We start from the raw sequence: 19,320 nt of genomic DNA on the forward strand, positions 1-19,320 counted from the left end.
GACAAACTTGATGTTGTCTTTTTGGCCTTTGTCCATTTTGCGCTTATCGTTGATGCCCTTATGTGAACAGAGCCTAGTTCTTTTTCCACCTAATCCCCTGCAAAAAATAGGCGCAACGAGGGAAGCCAAAAAGCGAGGTGTAACGTAAAGGACAAAGACAGTGTATAGCATCCAGCCGGGACCGCATAGCGTCCCGGCTGGGTGCTTTTTACCAGCAGGAGACAGGACGGTGAGCCTTGCGGCGGGTCTTGTGCCTAGGACTGCTCAGGCGGACCAGTGCGGGTTAGTCCGTGCGCCTCGTGCAAGTGATTAAGCCGTTCCCGTTCCGAGTACCTGCGAGGAACGGCGCACTTCTATACATGGCCTGCGGCAATGTATCCGTGCGCTCTGCGAGGCTGCTGCCTGGATCGCTGACCTGTCACCGCTCCAGGCAGCTTGCGTCGCTTTGCTCCGTACAAGGGGCACGCCCTTTGCGCCGCTCTGCGGCTACCCCCATGATGTTGCTACATCACTTTCTCCCTGCTGGTCATGCGAAGCATGGTGCCGCACCGACAGGTGCGTTCGACTGGACGCAAAGCGGCCAGTCCGGGGCTTGGGGGAACCCCAACAAGCTGCATCGGAATATCGAAAACGATATTCCGATGCCCTGCTTGCTACGTTTTTGGTTATCGGGATGAAAGCAGATACTAATTTGTTGACACTTTTCTTATTTGCATAGTATAATAGCTCCATATACATGTTAAAGAAATTGGAGATAAATGACTATGTTATTAGAATATACGGACAAAACTAATAGCGTAACAGATACTGAACTATTGTTAGACCTTCAAAGGGTGTCAAATGAAACGGGCAAGCAGTCACTCACAATAGCAGAATACAAAGAGCACGGACGCTATGACCCGTCTACAATTATCCGGCATTTTGAGACTTGGAATAAAGCTTTGAGTATAGCGGGATTGCAAATTTCCAACAGACAATATGCAGATCGGGAGCTATTTGATAATTTGGCCGAGTTATGGATTAAAATTGGACACCAACCGTCAAGGCGTGACTTGTCTCTTTTTCAATCTCCCATCTCTTACAAAGCGTATGAACGTAGGTTTGGTAAATGGTCAGTAGCCTTAAAATCATTTGTTGACTATTACAACTCTCAAGAAAGCTTGGAGGTTTACCAAATCGAAGCAAAGCCTAATACCACTCATAAGACCAGCAGAGATATTAACTTGCGTATGCGTTTCAAAGTAATGTCAAGAGATAATTTCAAATGTTGTTCTTGTGGGGCATCGCCTGCGAAAGACCCATCAGTAGATTTACACGTCGATCACATTAAACCATGGGCAAAAGGTGGAGAAACTGTAATTGAGAATTTACAGACGCTTTGCTCAAAATGTAATTGGGGAAAGAGTGACTCGTTGAACGCATAAATGGCTGAGAAATGAATAAAAATTCTTTGTCTTGGGCTTGACATTTGGGTGCCTGAGATCGTGAAATCGGATGCTGGGCAGGTCGGTGTCTTTCAGCAGTACCTTCAATCGGCTGTAGGCGGCGCGGGGATTGACGGGCAGCTCTGGCTTCAGCGGATTGGGGAATATCCAATCGGTGAGTGCTGCTTCTTTTCTCTCTCGCAGACACTGTACCGTACTGGCTGGCAGGACGATTTTACGAGTACCAGCGTAGGTTTTGGTGTCCCCGGTAGTAAGTACGCCACCCTTCTCCACATGAACGGTGCGTTGGATGTTCAGCACTCCATGCTCCGCGTCGAAGTCCTCCCAGCGCAGGCCGCATATCTCACCCAGCCGCAGGCCGGTGGTCAGTTCGGTGTAGAAAAAGTCGTGCCAAATATCGTCCGCTTGAATCGCGGCCATGAACGTATCGAGCTGTTCAACGTTGAGGATTTGCTTGGGCGGCAGCTTTCGTTTGGGTACAGTGACCTCCGCAACTGGATTTCTGGGGATTAGCCGGAATTGCTCCGCCGCGCCCATCGCCCCGTGGAGCAGAGTGTGGATACAGTGTACCATGCTGTCGGACAACTGCTGTCCGTATTTTTCGTGTTTGCGGACTCGGCCCCGCTTTTTCAGATGGGCGTACAGCTTTTGTATTTCTGCCGGGGTAATTTGATTGAGCGGCCTGTCGCCGAGGGTGGGTTTGATGTAGAGGTCAGCGTAGCGGCGATAGGCCTGGAGGGTACTGGGGCGCACAGTGCCTGCCATGTACCCGTCCAGCCAGCGATCCAGCCAATCGCCCAGCGTCATAGAACTGTCCTCGGTCAGGTCTACACCCTGGTAGGCGTTGATCTCCTGCCGGAGTTTTACGGACAGTTCTTTCTGCGTGGGAGCGTAGACGTAGTGGAAGATGGAGTCTCCGTTTTCTTTGTGGCCCACCACGATGCGGCCCTCCCACCGACCGTCGTCGCGTTTGCGCACCATGCCATCGCCAGACGGTCTGCGCTTTGCCATCTGTCATTCACCTCCATTCCGAATATCACCATCGTTGTCATCCATGCACTCTGCCATGATCCTGACACCCAGCCGAAAGCCCAGGATAAAATTCTCGGTTGCTGTGATGCTGTTGATCTCATGCTGTGACCGGATAAGTTTTGTAAGAGTCTCCTGCTCGGTTTCCTCCAGCTGTTCCATGAGCTGCTTTTCATATTTGGCGACACGGTCTACTGCCCGCTTCAGTTCTGAGCCAGGTGTCATCTGCTGTTCGTTGGGTATGATGTTGCCATAGTAGAGATCTTCCAGTGTTTTTCTCATCTCCAGCTGCCTCCTTTGCAACACCAACACATACCACACCTTGGCGGGAATAGCTACTACTTTTTTCGAGGACTTTTATTCTTTGTTTTGCGGCGCAGAATCTGAGCGGGGGATGGGTGATCACAGGCCGCCCCTTTGGTAACGGACAGCGTCGTCCAATGAGATACTGCCGCTGGTCTTTTTCACGTTCTGGACGCACCGGCCCCGCAGTGCCTTGAGCTGTTCATCAGGAATTTCCATCCCTGCAGCCAGCACATTCATCACCATGTCCAACTCCACCGCCAGCTTGAAGAGCAGACGGCAGATTCGGTTCTCCGTGTCCTGCACCGTTCCGCGCAGGACGGAGGCCAGCGCGGGCGGCAGATAGGCGGTAGCGTCCTGACCGGAGACGTAGCCGGCGTAGAACAGCGCGGCCTTCTCCAGATACTCACTGCGGCTTTTGCAGTTCGCAATTTTCATCGCTCTGTCCATCACCTCCAGCGTGGACGGGTACAGCCAGACGGGAATGCGCGTCTTGACTTCTACGGATGTATTTGGTTCTACCGAAACGTGTGTTTTTTTGCTCATTGAAAAATTCCTCCTTTTTGTTGGAAAACCACCTGCCACAGCCACCCTGGAAAAGGTTGAAACAGGGCGGTTTTTCCTCTGTTATCCTTCATTCTGACCACCTGAGACAGCCAATAGTGGGTAAAACCGACCACCTATGGAAAAGCCCCGACCCGCGTTGCGGGGCGGTGTGGCTGGCAGGGGGGCGCGTAAGCGACCACCTGCCTTTATCCTGCACATTTTTCGACCCCCCGGTTCACCTGCCACTTTCGGCTGTGCTGAATTTGTTGGATGGCGCACACAGGCCACACGCTTTGGACACAACCGCATCTGCGGTGAGCGGCGGCTTGTTACCCTCTGGGTACCAGCGAGGCCACACAGCGGCGCACAGGCTGTCACGCTGAGTGCGCACTGTTGCTGTGGAGAGCGAGTGCCTTTGCGACTCGCTGACGTTCAGCCGCCACATCTATCTGCGCCAGTTGCTGTTCGTAGAACTGGTCGAGCGCCAGTTGGATCGGACGGATGGTGTAGAGCAGGTTGCCGTTGCGCTTCAGACCAGCCTTGGTGGTGACCGTCGTGCTCTCTGTACTGATGAGTTGCCGCTCCTCCAGCTCACACACATACTTGCGGACAGTGTTGGCGCTCATCCGAACCGCTCTGCCGATAGTCTTGTAGCTGGGCCAGCACTGGTACGTCTTCCTGTTTTCGCAGCAGAGCAGGTAGGAGTAAACCGCCAGCGCACCAGGCGACAGGCCCAGCAGGAATATCTCGTTGGGCAGCTGGAAGTAGTTCTTGACCGGATCACGCTTGGGCCACGGTGTGTACTTCACTCCGCACCTCCTTGGGTGTGCTGCGACACCCACTCCACAAATTTCTCTTTGGGCACTACGAGCCTGCTGCCAACTTTCAGAACCGGAAAATCCGGTTCGTGCATCAGCTCATACCCGCTGGACGGTGAGACACCCAGCACCTTTGCCACCGTTGCTGCATTCAGGAACAGCGGCAGTTCGTCGTATCTCTTGTAGCTGGATTCTTTCATACTGTACTTGCTCTCCTTATCAGTTGTGATGATTTTTCTCTCTGCATTGGAGCACAGGACAGAGTGTGATAGCCGTCCACACTGTTCTTGCCATACCAGAGAAAATAAAAAAACCTGCACATCCCTGCTGGCAAAACAACCAGCGGTACAGAATATTGTACCGCGAGATCTTGCACAGCCTCGGATATGTAAGTCGGAAGTAGAGCGAGGCAGTTTATTCAGTTGTTGTACTCGAATATACGTTCTGTGCATAGGATACTCGATCAGGCAGCTTTTGTCAAGAGGGAGCGTATAAATTTTTTTGCAACAGCACATAATAAATAGTTTTGCTGTAAGTAACACAGAAATAGAGATACACCTACAGAGGTTGACCCTTGCAGGTGTATTTCGTGAAACATCATGATAGATGTGCATAGAACTATCATTCCGGTATCGTGTTTAGTTGCTGCATAAGCTCTTGGAAACCATCCAGTGCGCTCTGGAGATTTTCGATAATATCCAGAGCCAATTCATCCGGTGTGGGCAGGCTGTCCAGGTCCGCAAGAGATTTGTCCTTGGTCCAGAAGATATCCAGACTGGCTTTATCCCGGTCCAGAATTTCCTGAACGGTGAATTTCCTCCAGCGGCCATCCGGCTGATCCTCCGACCATGTCTCATGGCGCTGATGCCGGTTCTCCGGATGGAAGCAGGAGATAAAATCCTCCAGATCGGCGTCCGTCATGGGATGTTGCTTCAGCGTGAAATGGATGTTGGTGCGGAAGTCGTACACCCACACCTCTTTCGTCTGCCGCTCCGGGCTGGCGGGGCGCTTGTCAAAGAAAATCACGTTTGCCTTGACGCCCGGCTTATAGAAAATCCCAGTGGGCAGGCGCAGGATCGTGTGCAGGTCGGTGGTCTCCAGCAGTTTCCGGCGCACCGTCTCTCCGGCGCCGCCCTCGAAGAGCACGTTGTCCGGCACCACCACCGCCGCTTTGCCCCTGGCGTTCAGGAGCATGTTGATGTGCTGGACAAAATTCAGTTGCTTGTTGGAGCTGGTGGTCCAGAAGTCGGTTCGGTTGTAAACCAGGTCTTCCTCCTCCTGCTCCCCCTCCTCATTGGTGAAGGTGATGGAGGACTTCTTGCCAAAGGGCGGGTTGGTCAGCACATAGTCCACCCGGTAGCCGGGGTCGGTCAGCAGTGCATCCCCCAGAGTGACGGGGACGTTTCCGTAGATGTCCCCGATGTTGTGGAGATACAAATTCATCAGGCACAGCTTGAAGGTGGAGGGGACTAGCTCGTTGCCATAGAAGGTCTGGTTTTTGAGGAACTCTTTTTTCTCCCGGTCCAGGGTATAGTGGGCTTCATCCGCGATATACTCCTGTGCGGCGAGAAAGAAGCCGCCGCTGCCGCAGCAGGGGTCCGCGATGGTTTTCATGGGCTCCGGACGAACACAGCGCACCATGGCCCGGATGAGGGGCCGGGGCGTGAAGTACTGCCCTGCGCCGCTTTTCACGTCCTCCGCATTTTTCTGGAGCAGTCCCTCATAGATCTCGCCCTTCACATCGGAGGACATGGACACCCACCGCTCCTGATCAATCATCTGCACGATGCGGTACAGGATGGCGGCGCTGCTGATCTTGTTTACCGCGCCCTTGAAAATCTTCCCCAGGATGCCGCCTTGTTCCCCCAGCTTTTCCAGGGTGGCTTTGTACTGCTCCTCCAGTTCTGCGCCCTTGAGGGTGTTCATGTCCGCCCAAGTATATCCGAAGGGGATGCCGGTCTCCCGCCTGTAGGGTGGCTTGGAGTACTCGTCCGACATTTTCAGGAAGATCAGATAGGTAAGCTGCTCCAGATAGTCGCCGTAGGACACACCGTTGTCCCGCAGGGGGTTGCACATGCCCCAGACTTTGGAGATGATGGTGGAGGTTTGGTCAGACATGGTTGTTACTCCTTATATATGTAGCTCTTTATGTTGAATCCAGAATATCCCGCTTGGCTTTATGGCCAAAATATCAATCGGTCCACCTACAGTTTTAACACAATCCTGGAATGACATTGTCTTAATAGTAACATCAACGGCATATTCAGCAAAGTTGATCGCATCCTGCAGAGTAAAGAAATTAAATCCTATAGAATAGTTGGGCAAGTCGGTATAAGTACCATCTTCATTTTTTATTCCGACGAATTTAACCAACCTTTTAAGTATATCAGCCTCTCCGTCCCATAAAGTTCCTGGAATACTTGTATCTATAATTGGAATTATTTCTTTTGTTGCAATATATACCCTACAAATATGTTGCTTTTGATCGTCAATATTATAGCCGGCTACAATGAAACTGGTTGCAGGGACAGGATCATATTGTGAAAAATGTTCCATCACTTTGTCACATATTGCCTCAACAGAATCGTCATCTGTCACTTTCTGAGAAATAAAGTTTTCAATAAAACCGGCTATAGGAGTGCCATTTATTGAGGCATCACCACACGTTGATAAACCAATGCGCAAGTTACAGATAAATGTTTTATATGTAGTATCCGTTATTTGGACTCCAAAATTATGTCGTATTTCTCCATTTGGTAAAACAGTCTGATTTGAATAGGTTGTTCGACTGTCGCTTGCCATAATAATGCCTTCATTGGTATATACAGTAATAATAAATGACATATGTTAAAATCCTCCTTTAAACGCCTTCTTCAAAATACTCTGCTGCAGGGCTTTGGCCTGTTGCAAGGCGGTGTCCACCGTTTTTTCAATGCTGTCACAGACAGATAAGCGGGATTCGATTTCCTCAACTATTCGCCATTGTTGCTCAATATTAGGCAGAATAACTATTGGTTCTGTTAACGCCTTGATACCTACATTCCCTTGGCCAACATTACCCGTTTCATAACGGAAAAAAGCGCTTCTATAGGATGGAGAAGCAAGATAATACTGAAAAAATTCGGGTATTGCTTCTTTCCTATTAAATCTAATTGCGGCAACTCTCTGGTTCAATAAATAGTTTGTTTGATCTTTAATCATAGTTACAAAACCATAATCCCGCTTTCCTCGCGATCCAGTCAAGGTTATCAAGCAATCTCCACGTTGTAGCAGATACTTGTCAAGAATTGTTTCATCAGCTTCATTCGTTCGAGTTAAGTCCCGGCTAAATTCAAAATGGCGTTCCTTTACATTCCCGATTTTGACCACAATATATTTGCCATCTGACGTATACAATTTACTTTTGAAAGCATACCCGCTTATAGCAGTTGAAATTTCCTTTAACTGTACCTGTGGATAGTCTCCCTCAAACGCCTCTTTCAGCACCGCCTGCCGGTACACCTTCAGCCGTTCCTTTGCCGTTTTCAGTTCGGCCACGCTGGCGTCCAGCTGGGAGAACAGCTCCTCGATGCGGAAAACGATATGCTCTTGGTCGGGAAGGGGTGGGACAGGCACATCAAGATTTTTTATTGTCGCCTGTGTAATTGCTTTGAAAGTAGTTCCCGTGCCCTTAGCAGATAATTGCGATTCAAAAAATCTAAAGTAATATAATAAGTAACGCAAACTCATATCTGAAAACGGCCTTATTGCTGCCAGACCTCGGCCAATACAAACTCGTCCAGGAGAAAGGTTTGTTGGTCCGACTGGAGCGCGAACTGATAACAGTATATCGTCTTTTTCTGCAATTTTTGTAGGTTGTGAGCAGTACACGCGTACAGTTGGGTATAACTCTCCAAAATCCGCTTTGCCTTGAAAAAAAGGTATACCAATGCCTTCTGTATTGTAATATTTTGATTCTGGAGACTGGCCTGCAATAATCGTAGCGCAATCTTTCAGCTTTTTTATCTTGTACATGCTTTACGCCACCAACTCCACATTCAATTCCATCAAAATCTTCTCATAATCCTCCCCGAACACCTCATAGAACCGTCCAAGGCCGCCCTTGCGGTCAAAGGGGCTGAGGTCCAGGTCCACCAGCACCACACTGAGGGAGGCGGCGATGTGGTCCTTGATGAGCCGAAGCCACTCCATCTGCTCCTCGGTAAAGTGGACGGCGCCGGCGTTGCGGCGGAAGGACCACTGCTGGAAATTGTAGCTGACCCGCTCGGCAAAGGGGACAAGGGTATCCGTCGCGCCCGTCTCAAACCGGATGAGGGATACCAGGTCGGCCAGCTGCACCATCGTCCCCCTCTTCACCTTGTCTGGCTGTTTGATAGCGTAGCAGTCCCACAGCCTGTCAACCGTGATGTTTCGGGCCTTCAGCTTTTCATACAGCGCCTTGAGCTTGGCAATGGCCATGGGGCGGTCCTTGTATCTCTGGTCATAGATAATCCGCAGGGCCGTGATCTCATCCCGGTTTTCCTGGATAAACTCTCGGAAGGTCTCAATGACCCGACTGGCGGTCTCCTCCTGGCTGACGTCGTACCCGGCATATAACACCGTATCAATGTTCACATTGTCAATAATCTGCTCGTGGTTCCGGCGGACGTTTTCGATGTAGTCCCGCACCTCCGGCCTGTGGAACGGGGCGGCGGCGGCAGAGGAGAGCTCCCGCTGGGCGGCATCCAGCAGCGCCTGCTGTTCCTGGGTGGGTTCGCCCTCCTCTGGCAGGGACACCCCCGCATGGGCTGCGATGACGTCCGGGTCAAAGGCGTCCAACAGAGCCTGGGCGGTCTGACCGGCGGAGGCCCCGGTAATCTCCTGGAACTCCTTCCGCTCAGAGGCTGTCATCTGGGCATTCAGGCGGACGATGCGGCTGGCCAGGGAGGTGAGGGTGTCCTCATCCTTCGCCCCCAGCGCCACATTCATCATCAGTTCTTTCAGGGAGACGGAGGGCTTACGCTCCAGGGCACGGGTGTCCGACTTCTTGGATCTGGTGACGCCCACTGCGTCCACGATGACAAAATGGTCCTTGTTCTCTGTGGCGGAGGGAGTTACCTTTTGCAGATCATCCTTGCTCAGCGTCCGGGTTCCCCGGCCCTTCATCTGCTCGAAATAGTTCTTGCTCCGCACGTCCCGCATGAAGATCAGGCACTCGATAGGCTTCACGTCCGTTCCGGTGGCAATCATGTCCACAGTGACGGCAATTCTGGGATTGAAACTGTTGCGGAAATCAGAAAGGGCTCCTTCCGGGTCATCCGCAGAATAGGTAATCTTCTTACAGAATTCGTTACCCTCGCCAAACTCTTCCCGGACGATTTGGATGATGTCGTCCGCGTGGCTGTCAGTTTTGGCAAAAATCAGCGTCTTGGGAACCTCGCTTCTGCGGGGAAACAGAACGGTATACAGATTTTCCCGGAACGCCCGAATCACAGTCCGGATCTGGCTGGGGTTGACGATATCCCGGTCAAGGCGGGAGGGCACATAGCTGACATCCTCGTCCATCTGCTTCCATCGTTTCTCCCGGGACAGGCGGTTCCGGTATTCAATCTGCTGCTTCACGATATATCCGCCATGCTGCCCCACTTCTGTCTCAATGAGAAAGATGTCCTCGCCCACGTTGACGCCGTCGATAATGGCCTGCTCTCTGGAATACTCGCTGACCACATTTTGATGGAAAAAGGCAAAGGTACGTTTGTCCGGTGTGGCCGTCAGGCCAATGATAAATGCGTCAAAATATTCCAGCACCTGGCTCCAGACGTTGTAGATGGAGCGGTGGCACTCGTCCACGATGATGCAGTCGAAGAACTCCGGCGGGTATTTTTCGTTGTAGACCACTTCCTTTGGCGCCTTGCTGTTGGCAGTCACATATCCGCTGAACGGGGTTTCCTCCGCAGACTCGTCCAGATCTTCCCCCTTCAGGATAGAGTACATCCGCTGGATGGTGCTGATATAAATCTGTGTATTGGCCGGTATCCGGGAGGACTTCAGACGGTACACGCCGTAGATGTCGGAAAACGGCCTGGGATCGTCGTTGGGGGTATAGGCCAGGAACTCCCGCTCCGCCTGCTCCCCCAGACTTTTGGTGTCCACCAGGAACAAAATACGGTTCATCTTCCCGAATTTCAAAAGGCGATAGGCGGCGGTGATGGCGGTAAAGGTCTTACCGGCTCCGGTGGCCATCTGCACCAGTGCCCTCGGCCTGTTTTCAGAGAAAGAACGGTCTAATTTCGTGATCGCACGAATCTGGCAGTCCCGAAAGCCGGTGGTGTCAAAGGGCGGAAAATGCTTCATGTTGTTGCGGATGGTATCCGGCGCGCTTAGCAGCGCCCGCAGCGTCTCCGGACGGTGAAAGGAGAAGACCGTCCGGGAGCAGTATTTCAAATCGTGATAGTCTGTGAACCGGGTCAGCTTGTCCGTCGCTTCGTAGGCAAAGCGGATGGCTGTATCTCCCTTGATCCACTTGAATTTGCTTCCGGCATAACGTGCGGACTGATCCTCCACCGTGGTGATCTTCTCTCCGCTCTCTGTCCGCTTCGCCTCCACAACGCCTACAGGGGTTCCGTCGATGAAGAGGGCATAGTCCACCTCGCCTGTGCTGGTTGGAAACTCCCGCACAGCTACACCCGTGGCAGAGAACAGATTCAGGTGTTTCATGTCCTGAATCACCCAGCCGGACTGAATCAGCTTCTGATCTATTGCAAGACGGGCCTTTTCCTCTGGTGACATCACGGTTCCCTCCCTGTTTCGGCAATTTACTCCATTATAACGGATAAAGCCTTTAGTTACAAGGCGCTGTTTCATTGTTTTCTGCCACTGCGAAGAAGGGCCATCCAGTCTTCTGGACAGCCCTTCCTGGGTGCTGTTCGATCATGCATAGAGGTGTCTATACTTTCTCAAGCATACTGAGCAGGAGATAGGACATCGGGTAGCGTTCTGCAAGCTCAATTTCCGCATATTGCTCCACTAGACCCAGCGCGTTGCTTTTGAACGCATCGTACCACGCCTGACCAGTAATCACTACATAATCAGTCAGTAAGGCTTCGCCCCAGCTGGTCGCAATTTCCTCACACGCCCACATCATGATATGCCCGGCCAGCCCGGTTTCGTCGCCCTCCTCAAACCGGGCAAAACAGTATTTCAGGGTGTACCGGCCATAGTATGTCAGTTCCCGGTACTCGATGGAGTGTTCTTCAATATAATCCCCCGGATTTGAGGACAATGCAGGGCTGCTGCAAATTGTCTCAATGAGAGAACCAATCACCTTATCGGTATCCAGTCCGGTAGCCGCTACCGCCTGGGCGTAGCACTCCTGTGTCTGCTGAAGGACGAACTTTTGACCGTGGAGGGCATCTTCGACGATGTGCGCAGGGAACTTTTCGCGGATGTCCTGGGCATAGTAGCTGCCGTCTCTGGGTTCCCAATATTTGGTCAGAGTATAACCGCGCTCGTCCAAGTCAAAGGAAAGTGCCACAGGGATATGACTGCCGCCGGTTGTTTCCAAGCCGCGATTCGTAACTTGGTATTCTTGATAAAGCGCCCACCCGTAATAGGTGATTTTATGGGTGCTGCTTCCCGCCAGAGGTGTGGCGGAGAGTGTCTCCAACGTGATGAAACTGCAACAGGCCACATCGTACTCCAGTGGGTAGGATGATTTGTTATGCTCCAGAATCGCCTGACGGATCGCGGCCTGTTCTTCGGAGAGAGTGGAAAAATCGGGCTCCTCCGGCGAGGGTTCACCGCCGCCATCAGGTTTTGGTTCAATAACCTTTGGCACATCGTTTCTGTGCGCTTCAACGAATATGGAAACATCCTCTGTCCGAATATCAATTCTATCATCGGCCTCATTGTTGACCCTCAGATAGATATACCAAGGCGTCTCGTCTGGAACGCCGCCCACCAGAACATCAAAGAGTTCATCAATCTCATAACGCATGATATACAGACCGAAGCCGACTTCCCGCCCCTGATACCGCTCAAAATCTGACCAACTCAGCGCGTCTCCCTTTTGTGACAGCGTGACCACATCATCAAGGGTCAGTTTTTCGGCCTGTGAAATCACTCTTATGGTAAGAACATTGCTGAACTGAGCCGGATAGCTCTCCCGAATATAACCATCATAGGTTATCTCCACAATGTCTCCCACCTGGGGTTCAGAGGACGGGGGCATATTTGTGATGGAGACACGGAACAAATCGCTGGAGGATAACTCCCAAGCCCCCTCCACTGGTGTGACCAGGAAGGAGCGATCTTCGACCTCAGTAATTCGCGCCTGAACTGTGCGCTGTGCTTGGGGAAGTTCCTGCTTCGGGTTCGTTGCAAAGCATGCTGTCACCACTGCACAGGCGGCAACAGCCGCAGCAATGACCCAAAACGCCGGTTTCTTGTAATTCAGCACATTCTTCACCCGCTCTTTTACGCCAACTTCTCCAAAGGCCAGCGGGCAGATTGTGACCAGCCGCCGCTGGGTGTTGCACTCCAGCAGGGCAGTGGAATACTGCTTTTTTTCGTCCAGATCCATCTGCCGAATGACCTTTTCATCACAGGCCAGCTCAATGTCCCGACACAGCAGTACATAGGCCACCCAGCACAGGGGATTGAACCAGTGGACTGTCAGGATCAAAAAGCCCATGGGCTTCCACCAGTGGTCACGCCTTGCCAGGTGCGCCGTTTCGTGGGCAATCACCGGCTCTATGGATGTGGCGTCCATGTTGGAGGGCAGATAGATTTTGGGCCGGACCAGTCCCAAAATAAATGGAGACTTCACCTGGTCGCACAGAAAAATATTTTCCTCATAGGGCGCTCTTTCCGCAACGCTCCGGCGTACCCGCACATAGCTGATGACCGCATACAGCAGCATAGCGGCGATCCCAATGAGCCAGATCACCGACACAATACATATCCAGACATAGAGTGGATTGACGCTGCCAGCCGGATTCGGCGCAAAGGTCTCATCCAAGATGGGATTCACGGCGTTGTTGACGGCGGGGATGCCGCTACTGATGACAGGCGTCTCATACTGGATGTTATGGGCGTTGAAGGTCTCGGCGCTGGGGATCAGGCTCAACGCGCTCTCGAAGGAGAAGGGAACTGTCAACCGCAGAGCGACAATGCCCCACAAAAGGACGGCAATCCACTTCGGCGCTTTTTTCAGCGCGAACCGGAGCAGCACCACCGCTAAAATCAGCCAGCTTGCGGCAATGCTCATGTTCAAGGTTTTCAGGAATAGTTCGCCCATATCATTCACCTGCCTTGTCGATCAGCTCACGAATCTCGGTAATTTCCTCGGCTGTCAGCTTCTTTTCGCTGGTAAAGGCGGCAAGAAAAGCGGGGAGCGAGCCCGCAAAGGTTTCATCCACATACTTCTTGCTGTGGCGGGCATAGAACTCCTGCCGGGACAAAAGAGAAGTCACCACGCCGTTATTGTTTTGAAACAAGCCCTTGTCGCAGAGCCGGCGCAGTACCGTATGTGTGGTTGTCCGCTTCCAGGTGAGTTCCGCCGCGGCCAGCTTGATCAGTTCGGCGGAGGTCACTGGCTCCCTCTCCCAGATGATGTCCGCAAAGCGGGACTCCACAGCCCCTAATTGAATTTCTGCCATAAGTACAGCCTCCTGTCTACATGGTATAGTCTCTCGTATAGACTACATTGTGTAGACACATTTGTCAAGAACCTTTTCAAAATATGAGGTCGCGCCTCAAAAATGGGAGTTCCTTTTATAACCCTTTGGGGCTGATAAAAGGGTTTAATTCCTTGTTTACTGGTACGCAATATCTGAGCAGTAAATCTGCTCCCCGGTGTTGTATTTTCTATACTCTGTGCCGCCACGAGGAAGGGCCATCCATCTTCCTGGACGGCCCTCCTTAAGTACTATTCGCTTATGCATAGAAGTTGACGCTGTTGGGTATGCCGACGAACATGTAGCAGTAGGTGATGCCGTCGTACTGGGTAACGCCCACGCTGATGCAGTCACATCTGGAGTCGATCATCGTCTCGAAATGGCCCGGCGAGTTGATCCAGTTGTCGACGGCGCGTTGGGCAGCGTCGGCTGTGCCGGTGAACACTGTGAGGTTGTCACCGAAACCATAGGGGTAACCGGCATCTGCGGCGGCTTTACTCTCCTCCGGGGCGTGATGCCAAGTGTATCGCCGATTGGAACAGGCTTGTGCTGCGTTCATCAGGGCCTCATTGACCGGCAATTCTGACACTCCATTGGCCTTTCTGGTCTGGTTGATGAGGCGGATCATCTCCTGCCGTATCTCCATGTTGTCTGTCAGGCCAGCGCTGTCCCCGCTGGCGAGGGATTCCGATGCGGCGGGGGTAGCGGGGCCGACGGTCAGTGTTACGCTCCCACGCTCCCCGGCGCGGTTGAAGGCGGTGATCTCCGCGCTCCCCTCCGCTTTGGCGACAGCCACCCAGAAAGTCAGCACCTGCTCTACTGCTATCGCATCCGGGGCGTTGGAGGTGACGGTGTATTCCGTACCACTGGGGCCGATGATGAGGCCGCTACGCTCTCCTACCTCCAGGGTACTGCCCTTGTAGCTGCTCACCCGGACGGATTTGTCAGGCGTTTCCGTTGCCATGGCGGGGACAGTGAGGACAGTTGTGAGGATGGCTACTGTCAGTGTGGCGGCGGTGCGCATTTTTACTCTGGTCATTTGTATTTCCTCCTGATTCAGTATTTTGTGGGGGTTCGCAAGTAGCACAATACCGAAATAGGAGACGAAAGTCGATAGGGATAAACGGAGAAATACAGGGGTGAAAATCGAGCGTATTACACAGTGCTTCGTTGTGTTTGTGAAGGGCCTCTTTCGGTGCACCGATTTTCTTGACCACATAATTAGCCACAGACAGACGTGGAACACGTGGAAACACTGGTTTCAAAGAGTGCCGGAGAGTAAATAAAATGGAGCGGAAACGCCTATAAACTATCAAAATTTGTCCAAAAAATCTTTGTAGACCTCTTTGTATACGCAGGTGCAAACTGAAATTGAAGAATGAATTGATTTTAATATTTTTGATATTACACTGATATATAGGAAAGTTAGATTAAGATAAAATAATCAAAAGGAGGGATACAGATATGTTTCATCCAGACGGTCTGCTGATTCGGTTTTTGACAAAGGTGTGTGACTTGTTGCTTTTGAATCTGGCGTTGGTCCTCTCCTGTGTGACCGTTGTCTTTTCGGGAACGGCTGTCACGTCGCTGTACACCGTAACACTGAAAATGATCCGGGGACAGGACTACACACCTATCAAAGACTTCCTCCGGGCACTGAGGGAAAACTTCCTGCCATCGTTTCCGGCCGCCATCATGCTCTTTGTGGATGTGACTCTTCTGGCAGTGCTCCGCGCTGCGCTCTATGCCGAGACGCTGCTCATATCACCGATGCTGTTCATTCTGTTAACAATCATCGCCGTTTTTTTGACAGCCCTGCTGTCCTGGCTGTTTCCCTTGCTGGCCCGCTTTGAGAATACCTTTTCCAACCACCTGAGCAACGCAGCCCGGCTAGCTCTGGTCAATCTGCCGGTTACATTTCTGCTGACCACAGTCAATCTGCTGCCCCTCCTGCTCTGTATGCTGATTCCTCTTTCGCTGGGAGTGGTGTTCGCTTTCTGGCTGCTGTTCGGCTTTGGAGCGGGAGCCTGGGTAAACTCCTTCTATCTGAACAGAATCTTTGAAGCGTTGCAAGGAGGCTGAACCGAAATGGACAATATGCTCTCTTACCAGAATTACAAATTGGTTTTTGAGGACAACTTCGACGGTCCGGTGCTGGACCGGAGCCGCTGGAATGTGGAGCTGCATGAGCCGGGCTGGGTGAACGAGGAATGGCAGGAGTATGTGGACTCTGAGAAGAACATTTTTTTGAGAGACGGCAAACTGCTGATCCGCCCCCTGAAGACGGCCCTTGAGGACGGAAGGGCCGCTTATACTTCCGGGCGGATATCAACGCAATATAAGCATGACTTCACTTACGGGCTGTTTGAAGCCCGGCTGAAAGTGCCTCGGGGGAAAGGCTTTCTCCCCGCCTTCTGGCTGATGACCACCGATGAGGACAAATACGGCCAGTGGCCGGAGTGCGGGGAGATCGACATTATGGAGGTCATGGGGGACCGGACCGGGACAAACCATGGAACTATCCACTATGGCCTGCCTCATGAGCAGGACCAGGGGACGGTGACACTGGACCAGGGGGATTTTACGGAGGAGTTCCACAACTTTGCCCTCCTCTGGGAGCCGGGACTGCTCCGCTGGTATGTGGACGGCATACAGTTTTACCAGGTGAGCCAGTGGTACTCCGCCGGGGAGGACGGGATCAGAAAAGACTTCCCTGCCCCCTTTAACCACGATATGTATGTCATTCTGAACCTGGCTGTAGGCGGGAATTGGGTGGGTTATCCCGACGAGACCACCGATTTTGATAACGCCGTATTCGCGGTGGACTATGTGCGGGTCTATCAAAAGAAACCGTAATTTTTGGAGGTGGAAGCAATGGAACCAATTCACTTTTTGGACGACGACGGGACCTTTACGCTGAACGATCCCGAGGCGGTCAGCTGTCTCTATTTCCCCCTGGCCAGCGAGGCCGGGCTGAAGAGCGCCATTACCCCCGGTCTGGGTGGGGACTGCAAGCTGGACCAGGAGACCTTCCTTCTGGAGCCGGTAAGCTCCGAAAACCTGCACACCAGCCGCAATACCCGGAACTTCTGGTGCGCCACGGAGGAGGGCTGCTGGTCGGCTGCGGGGGTGTCAGCCCAACAGGAGGCGGACCGCTTCACCAGCTGCCAGGACGAGAGCGCCCTGACCGCCGGCCTGATGTGGCAGACAGTGGAGCGGGAGTCGAAGCGGCTTGGCCTCAAGGCGGAGATCACCTCCTTTGTCCCGCCCCAGGACAATGTGGAGATCATGGAGGTTCAGCTCACCAACACGGGGACTGTCCCCCGGAATGTGACCGGCATCGCCGCCGTCCCCATCTACGGGCGGAGCGCGGACAACCTCAGGGACCACCGGAACGTGACCTCCATGCTCCACCGCATTAAAACCACGGACCACGGGGTGCTGGTGAAGCCCACCATGTCCTTTGACGAGAAGGGCCACCGGGAGAACCGCAAAATCTACTATGTGCTGGGCTCCGCCGGGACCGGAGAAAAACCGGCGGCGTTTTACCCCACAGTGGAGGGCTTCCTTGGCGAGGGAGGCACCTTCCTCAAGCCCCGGGCGGTCTATGAGGGGGCGGAGGGCCTCCCCGCCGGAACGAAGGTAAATGGCCGGGAGGCCATGGGGGGCATCTGCTTCCCCGCTGTTACCCTGGAGCCGGGACAGAGCGCCGAGTACATCATACTGCTGGGCGTCTCGGAGGATGAGGCAGAGATTGACCGCGTTCTCTCCTCCTTCCACACAGTGGAACAGGTGCGGGCGGCCCTCAGCGTGACCAGGGCTCACTGGCAGGAGCAGGTGAACGTCCGCTATCACACCGGAAACCCTGATTTCGACCGCTGGATGCGGTGGGTGAGCTTCCAGCCCTTCCTGCGCCGGCTCTACGGCTGCTCCTTCCTCCCCCACCACGACTATGGCCGGGGAGGCCGGGGCTGGCGGGACCTGTGGCAGGACTGCCTGTCCCTGCTGCTCATGGATCCCCAGAACGTGGGGGATATGATCCGAAAAAACTTCGGCGGTGTGCGGGTGGACGGTACCAACGCCACCATCATCGGTGCGGGAGACGGAAACTTCATCGCCGACCGCAACGGCATCGCTCGAGTATGGATGGACCACGCCCTCTGGCCCCTGATGACCACCAAGCTGTATATTGACCAGACTGGGGACCTGGATATCCTCAACGCTCCCGCCCCCTATTTCAAGGACCCCCAGGCCCTCCGGGGGACGGGCATGGACAAAGACTGGAACGACGCCTACGGAAACCGGCAACGGACAGAGGGCGGAGAAATCTACCAGGGCACCATCCTGGAGCACCTGCTCATCCAGCACCTGGCCGCTTTCTATGAGGTGGGAGCCCACAACATTTTCCGCCTCCGGGGGGCGGACTGGAACGACGCCCTGGACATGGCCGCCGAGCACGGGGAGAGCGTGGCCTTTACCTGTGCCTACGCCGGAAACCTCCGGGACCTGGCCGGACTGCTGCGCCGGATGGCGAAGGAAGGGGATACCGTCAGCCTGCTGGAGGAAGTCCAGGAGCTGCTGGCGGGCGGACCCGCAATTTACCCGGATATTCCGGCTAAGACCACTATTCTGGAGCGATATACCCGGCGGTGTATCCACAACGTCAGCGGGCGCACGGTTCGGGTCTCCTTCCAGGAGCTGGCAGAAAATCTGGAGATCAAGGCGGACTGGCTCATGGAGCACCTCCGCCGCCAGGAGTGGATATCGGACGGCGAGAACGGCTGGTTCAACAGCTACTACGACAACCACGGCCGCCCGGTGGAGGGTGTACGGCCCGACGGCAGCGTCCGCATGATGCTCACCGGGCAGGTGTTCGCCATCATGAGCGGCACGGCAGAGGACGAACAGGTTGCGGCCATTGCCCGCAGCGCGGACCGTTACCTCTACAAAAAAGAGGCGGGGGGCTACCGGCTGAACACCGACTTCCGGGAGTTGAAATTTGACATGGGCCGGATGTTCGGCTTCGCCTACGGGGAGAAGGAGAACGGTGCGGTCTTTTCCCACATGACGGTGATGTACGCCAACGCCCTCTACCGCCGGGGTTTTGTCCGGGAGGGGTACAAGGCCCTCCTGGCCCTGGCGGACACGGCCATGGACTTCCAAACCAGCAGGATTTATCCTGGCATCCCCGAGTATTTCCGGGCCGACGGTCGGGGGATGTACCACTACCTCACCGGCGCGGCCAGCTGGTATATGCTGACGGTGATCACCCAGGTCTTCGGTGTTCACGGCGAGGGGGGCGACCTGGTGATCGAGCCCAAGCTGGTCCGAGAACAGTTCGACGGGAACGGAGAGGCAGCCATCGACCTCTCCTTTGCCGGGAAGCAGTTCCATGTTGTAATCGCCAACCCGGAGGGCAAGGATTTTGGGGTGTACCGCGCCCCCAGGACGGTGCTCAGCCGGGAGGAAATCAACAGCCTGCCGGAGAGCGGGAATACCATCAGAGTGGAATTGACGTGAGGA

The 19,320-nt window shown here is 53.6% G+C and carries 16 protein-coding genes; 4 read left to right on the top strand and 12 right to left on the bottom strand.

Features of this window, described 5'->3' with window-relative positions; genetic code table 11:
• Window positions 1-764 precede the first annotated feature (764 nt).
• Window positions 765-1,424 carry a homing endonuclease associated repeat-containing protein gene (locus tag NFS22_RS16660; protein ID WP_251318835.1) on the top strand — a complete coding sequence of 220 codons (660 nt, stop codon included), beginning with the start codon at window positions 765-767 and terminating at the stop codon, window positions 1,422-1,424.
• Here NFS22_RS16660 and NFS22_RS16665 read toward each other — a convergent pair.
• The 12 genes from NFS22_RS16665 to NFS22_RS16720 all read right to left on the bottom strand — a co-directional run bounded on the left by NFS22_RS16665 (window position 1,383) and on the right by NFS22_RS16720 (window position 14,836).
• The gene (locus NFS22_RS16665; RefSeq protein WP_251318836.1) at window positions 1,383-2,456 is read right to left on the bottom strand and encodes a tyrosine-type recombinase/integrase; all 1,074 of its coding nucleotides are present in this window, start codon (window positions 2,454-2,456) and stop codon (window positions 1,383-1,385) included. The two genes, NFS22_RS16660 and NFS22_RS16665, sit on opposite strands and share 42 nt — an antisense overlap.
• A gap of 3 nt (window positions 2,457-2,459) precedes the next feature.
• A complete protein-coding gene (locus NFS22_RS16670; protein WP_251318837.1) occupies window positions 2,460-2,756 on the bottom strand; it encodes a DUF6809 family protein in 297 nt (98 codons plus the stop codon).
• 120 nt (window positions 2,757-2,876) lie between these two features.
• Window positions 2,877-3,323 carry a hypothetical protein gene (locus NFS22_RS16675; protein ID WP_420908882.1) on the bottom strand — a complete coding sequence of 149 codons (447 nt, stop codon included), beginning with the start codon at window positions 3,321-3,323 and terminating at the stop codon, window positions 2,877-2,879.
• 374 nt (window positions 3,324-3,697) lie between these two features.
• Window positions 3,698-4,132 (bottom strand): helix-turn-helix domain-containing protein, encoded by a 435-nt coding sequence (locus NFS22_RS16680; protein WP_251318838.1) that lies wholly within the window; start codon window positions 4,130-4,132, stop codon window positions 3,698-3,700.
• The gene (locus NFS22_RS16685) at window positions 4,129-4,341 is read right to left on the bottom strand and encodes a helix-turn-helix transcriptional regulator (protein WP_251318839.1); all 213 of its coding nucleotides are present in this window, start codon (window positions 4,339-4,341) and stop codon (window positions 4,129-4,131) included. Before NFS22_RS16685 ends, NFS22_RS16680 begins: the two co-directional genes overlap by 4 nt.
• Before the next feature lie 421 nt (window positions 4,342-4,762).
• Window positions 4,763-6,259, bottom strand: coding sequence for a class I SAM-dependent DNA methyltransferase (locus NFS22_RS16690; protein WP_251318840.1), 1,497 nt, complete (start codon window positions 6,257-6,259; stop codon window positions 4,763-4,765).
• A 12-nt stretch (window positions 6,260-6,271) separates the two neighbouring features.
• A complete protein-coding gene (locus NFS22_RS16695) occupies window positions 6,272-6,985 on the bottom strand; it encodes an Ntn hydrolase family protein (protein WP_251318841.1) in 714 nt (237 codons plus the stop codon).
• A 3-nt stretch (window positions 6,986-6,988) separates the two neighbouring features.
• Complete coding sequence (locus tag NFS22_RS16700; RefSeq protein ID WP_251318842.1) at window positions 6,989-8,155, bottom strand: restriction endonuclease subunit S; 1,167 nt, start codon at window positions 8,153-8,155, stop codon at window positions 6,989-6,991.
• Between the two features lie 3 nt (window positions 8,156-8,158).
• Window positions 8,159-10,909, bottom strand: coding sequence for a type I restriction endonuclease subunit R (locus NFS22_RS16705; protein WP_251318843.1), 2,751 nt, complete (start codon window positions 10,907-10,909; stop codon window positions 8,159-8,161).
• A gap of 157 nt (window positions 10,910-11,066) precedes the next feature.
• Complete coding sequence (locus NFS22_RS16710) at window positions 11,067-13,418, bottom strand: M56 family metallopeptidase (protein ID WP_251318844.1); 2,352 nt, start codon at window positions 13,416-13,418, stop codon at window positions 11,067-11,069.
• Window position 13,419: 1 nt separating this feature from the next.
• Complete coding sequence (locus NFS22_RS16715; RefSeq protein WP_251318845.1) at window positions 13,420-13,779, bottom strand: BlaI/MecI/CopY family transcriptional regulator; 360 nt, start codon at window positions 13,777-13,779, stop codon at window positions 13,420-13,422.
• Between the two features lie 277 nt (window positions 13,780-14,056).
• Window positions 14,057-14,836, bottom strand: coding sequence for a CAP domain-containing protein (locus NFS22_RS16720; protein WP_251318846.1), 780 nt, complete (start codon window positions 14,834-14,836; stop codon window positions 14,057-14,059).
• A 425-nt stretch (window positions 14,837-15,261) separates the two neighbouring features.
• On the opposite strand from NFS22_RS16720, the gene NFS22_RS16725 reads away from it, so the two are divergent.
• Genes NFS22_RS16725 through NFS22_RS16735 form a run of 3 tightly spaced genes read left to right on the top strand, consistent with a single transcriptional unit; the run spans window position 15,262 to window position 19,317 of the window.
• Window positions 15,262-15,879, top strand: a complete 618-nt coding sequence (locus NFS22_RS16725; protein WP_120485501.1) for a DUF624 domain-containing protein — start codon at window positions 15,262-15,264, stop codon at window positions 15,877-15,879.
• 6 nt (window positions 15,880-15,885) lie between these two features.
• Complete coding sequence (locus NFS22_RS16730; protein WP_251318847.1) at window positions 15,886-16,653, top strand: glycoside hydrolase family 16 protein; 768 nt, start codon at window positions 15,886-15,888, stop codon at window positions 16,651-16,653.
• Window positions 16,654-16,671: 18 nt separating this feature from the next.
• Window positions 16,672-19,317 (top strand): GH36-type glycosyl hydrolase domain-containing protein, encoded by a 2,646-nt coding sequence (locus NFS22_RS16735; protein WP_251318848.1) that lies wholly within the window; start codon window positions 16,672-16,674, stop codon window positions 19,315-19,317.
• Window positions 19,318-19,320: the final 3 nt, after the last annotated feature.

The organism is Flintibacter muris (assembly GCF_943192995.1).
In the GTDB taxonomy this organism is placed as follows: Bacteria; Bacillota; Clostridia; order Oscillospirales; family Oscillospiraceae; genus Lawsonibacter; species Lawsonibacter muris.

What these genes read in the sequence shown, in the direction of transcription:
- NFS22_RS16660 (WP_251318835.1), top strand. Translation starts at nt 765, where the DNA reads ATGTTATTAGAATATACGGACAAAACTAATAGCGTAACAGATACTGAA.
- NFS22_RS16665 (WP_251318836.1), bottom strand. Translation starts at nt 2,456, where the DNA reads ATGGCAAAGCGCAGACCGTCTGGCGATGGCATGGTGCGCAAACGCGAC.
- NFS22_RS16670 (WP_251318837.1), bottom strand. Translation starts at nt 2,756, where the DNA reads ATGAGAAAAACACTGGAAGATCTCTACTATGGCAACATCATACCCAAC.
- NFS22_RS16675 (WP_420908882.1), bottom strand. Translation starts at nt 3,323, where the DNA reads ATGAGCAAAAAAACACACGTTTCGGTAGAACCAAATACATCCGTAGAA.
- NFS22_RS16685 (WP_251318839.1), bottom strand. Translation starts at nt 4,341, where the DNA reads ATGAAAGAATCCAGCTACAAGAGATACGACGAACTGCCGCTGTTCCTG.
- NFS22_RS16690 (WP_251318840.1), bottom strand. Translation starts at nt 6,259, where the DNA reads ATGTCTGACCAAACCTCCACCATCATCTCCAAAGTCTGGGGCATGTGC.
- NFS22_RS16695 (WP_251318841.1), bottom strand. Translation starts at nt 6,985, where the DNA reads ATGTCATTTATTATTACTGTATATACCAATGAAGGCATTATTATGGCA.
- NFS22_RS16700 (WP_251318842.1), bottom strand. Translation starts at nt 8,155, where the DNA reads ATGTACAAGATAAAAAAGCTGAAAGATTGCGCTACGATTATTGCAGGC.
- NFS22_RS16705 (WP_251318843.1), bottom strand. Translation starts at nt 10,909, where the DNA reads ATGTCACCAGAGGAAAAGGCCCGTCTTGCAATAGATCAGAAGCTGATT.
- NFS22_RS16710 (WP_251318844.1), bottom strand. Translation starts at nt 13,418, where the DNA reads ATGGGCGAACTATTCCTGAAAACCTTGAACATGAGCATTGCCGCAAGC.
- NFS22_RS16715 (WP_251318845.1), bottom strand. Translation starts at nt 13,779, where the DNA reads ATGGCAGAAATTCAATTAGGGGCTGTGGAGTCCCGCTTTGCGGACATC.
- NFS22_RS16720 (WP_251318846.1), bottom strand. Translation starts at nt 14,836, where the DNA reads ATGACCAGAGTAAAAATGCGCACCGCCGCCACACTGACAGTAGCCATC.
- NFS22_RS16725 (WP_120485501.1), top strand. Translation starts at nt 15,262, where the DNA reads ATGTTTCATCCAGACGGTCTGCTGATTCGGTTTTTGACAAAGGTGTGT.
- NFS22_RS16730 (WP_251318847.1), top strand. Translation starts at nt 15,886, where the DNA reads ATGGACAATATGCTCTCTTACCAGAATTACAAATTGGTTTTTGAGGAC.
- NFS22_RS16735 (WP_251318848.1), top strand. Translation starts at nt 16,672, where the DNA reads ATGGAACCAATTCACTTTTTGGACGACGACGGGACCTTTACGCTGAAC.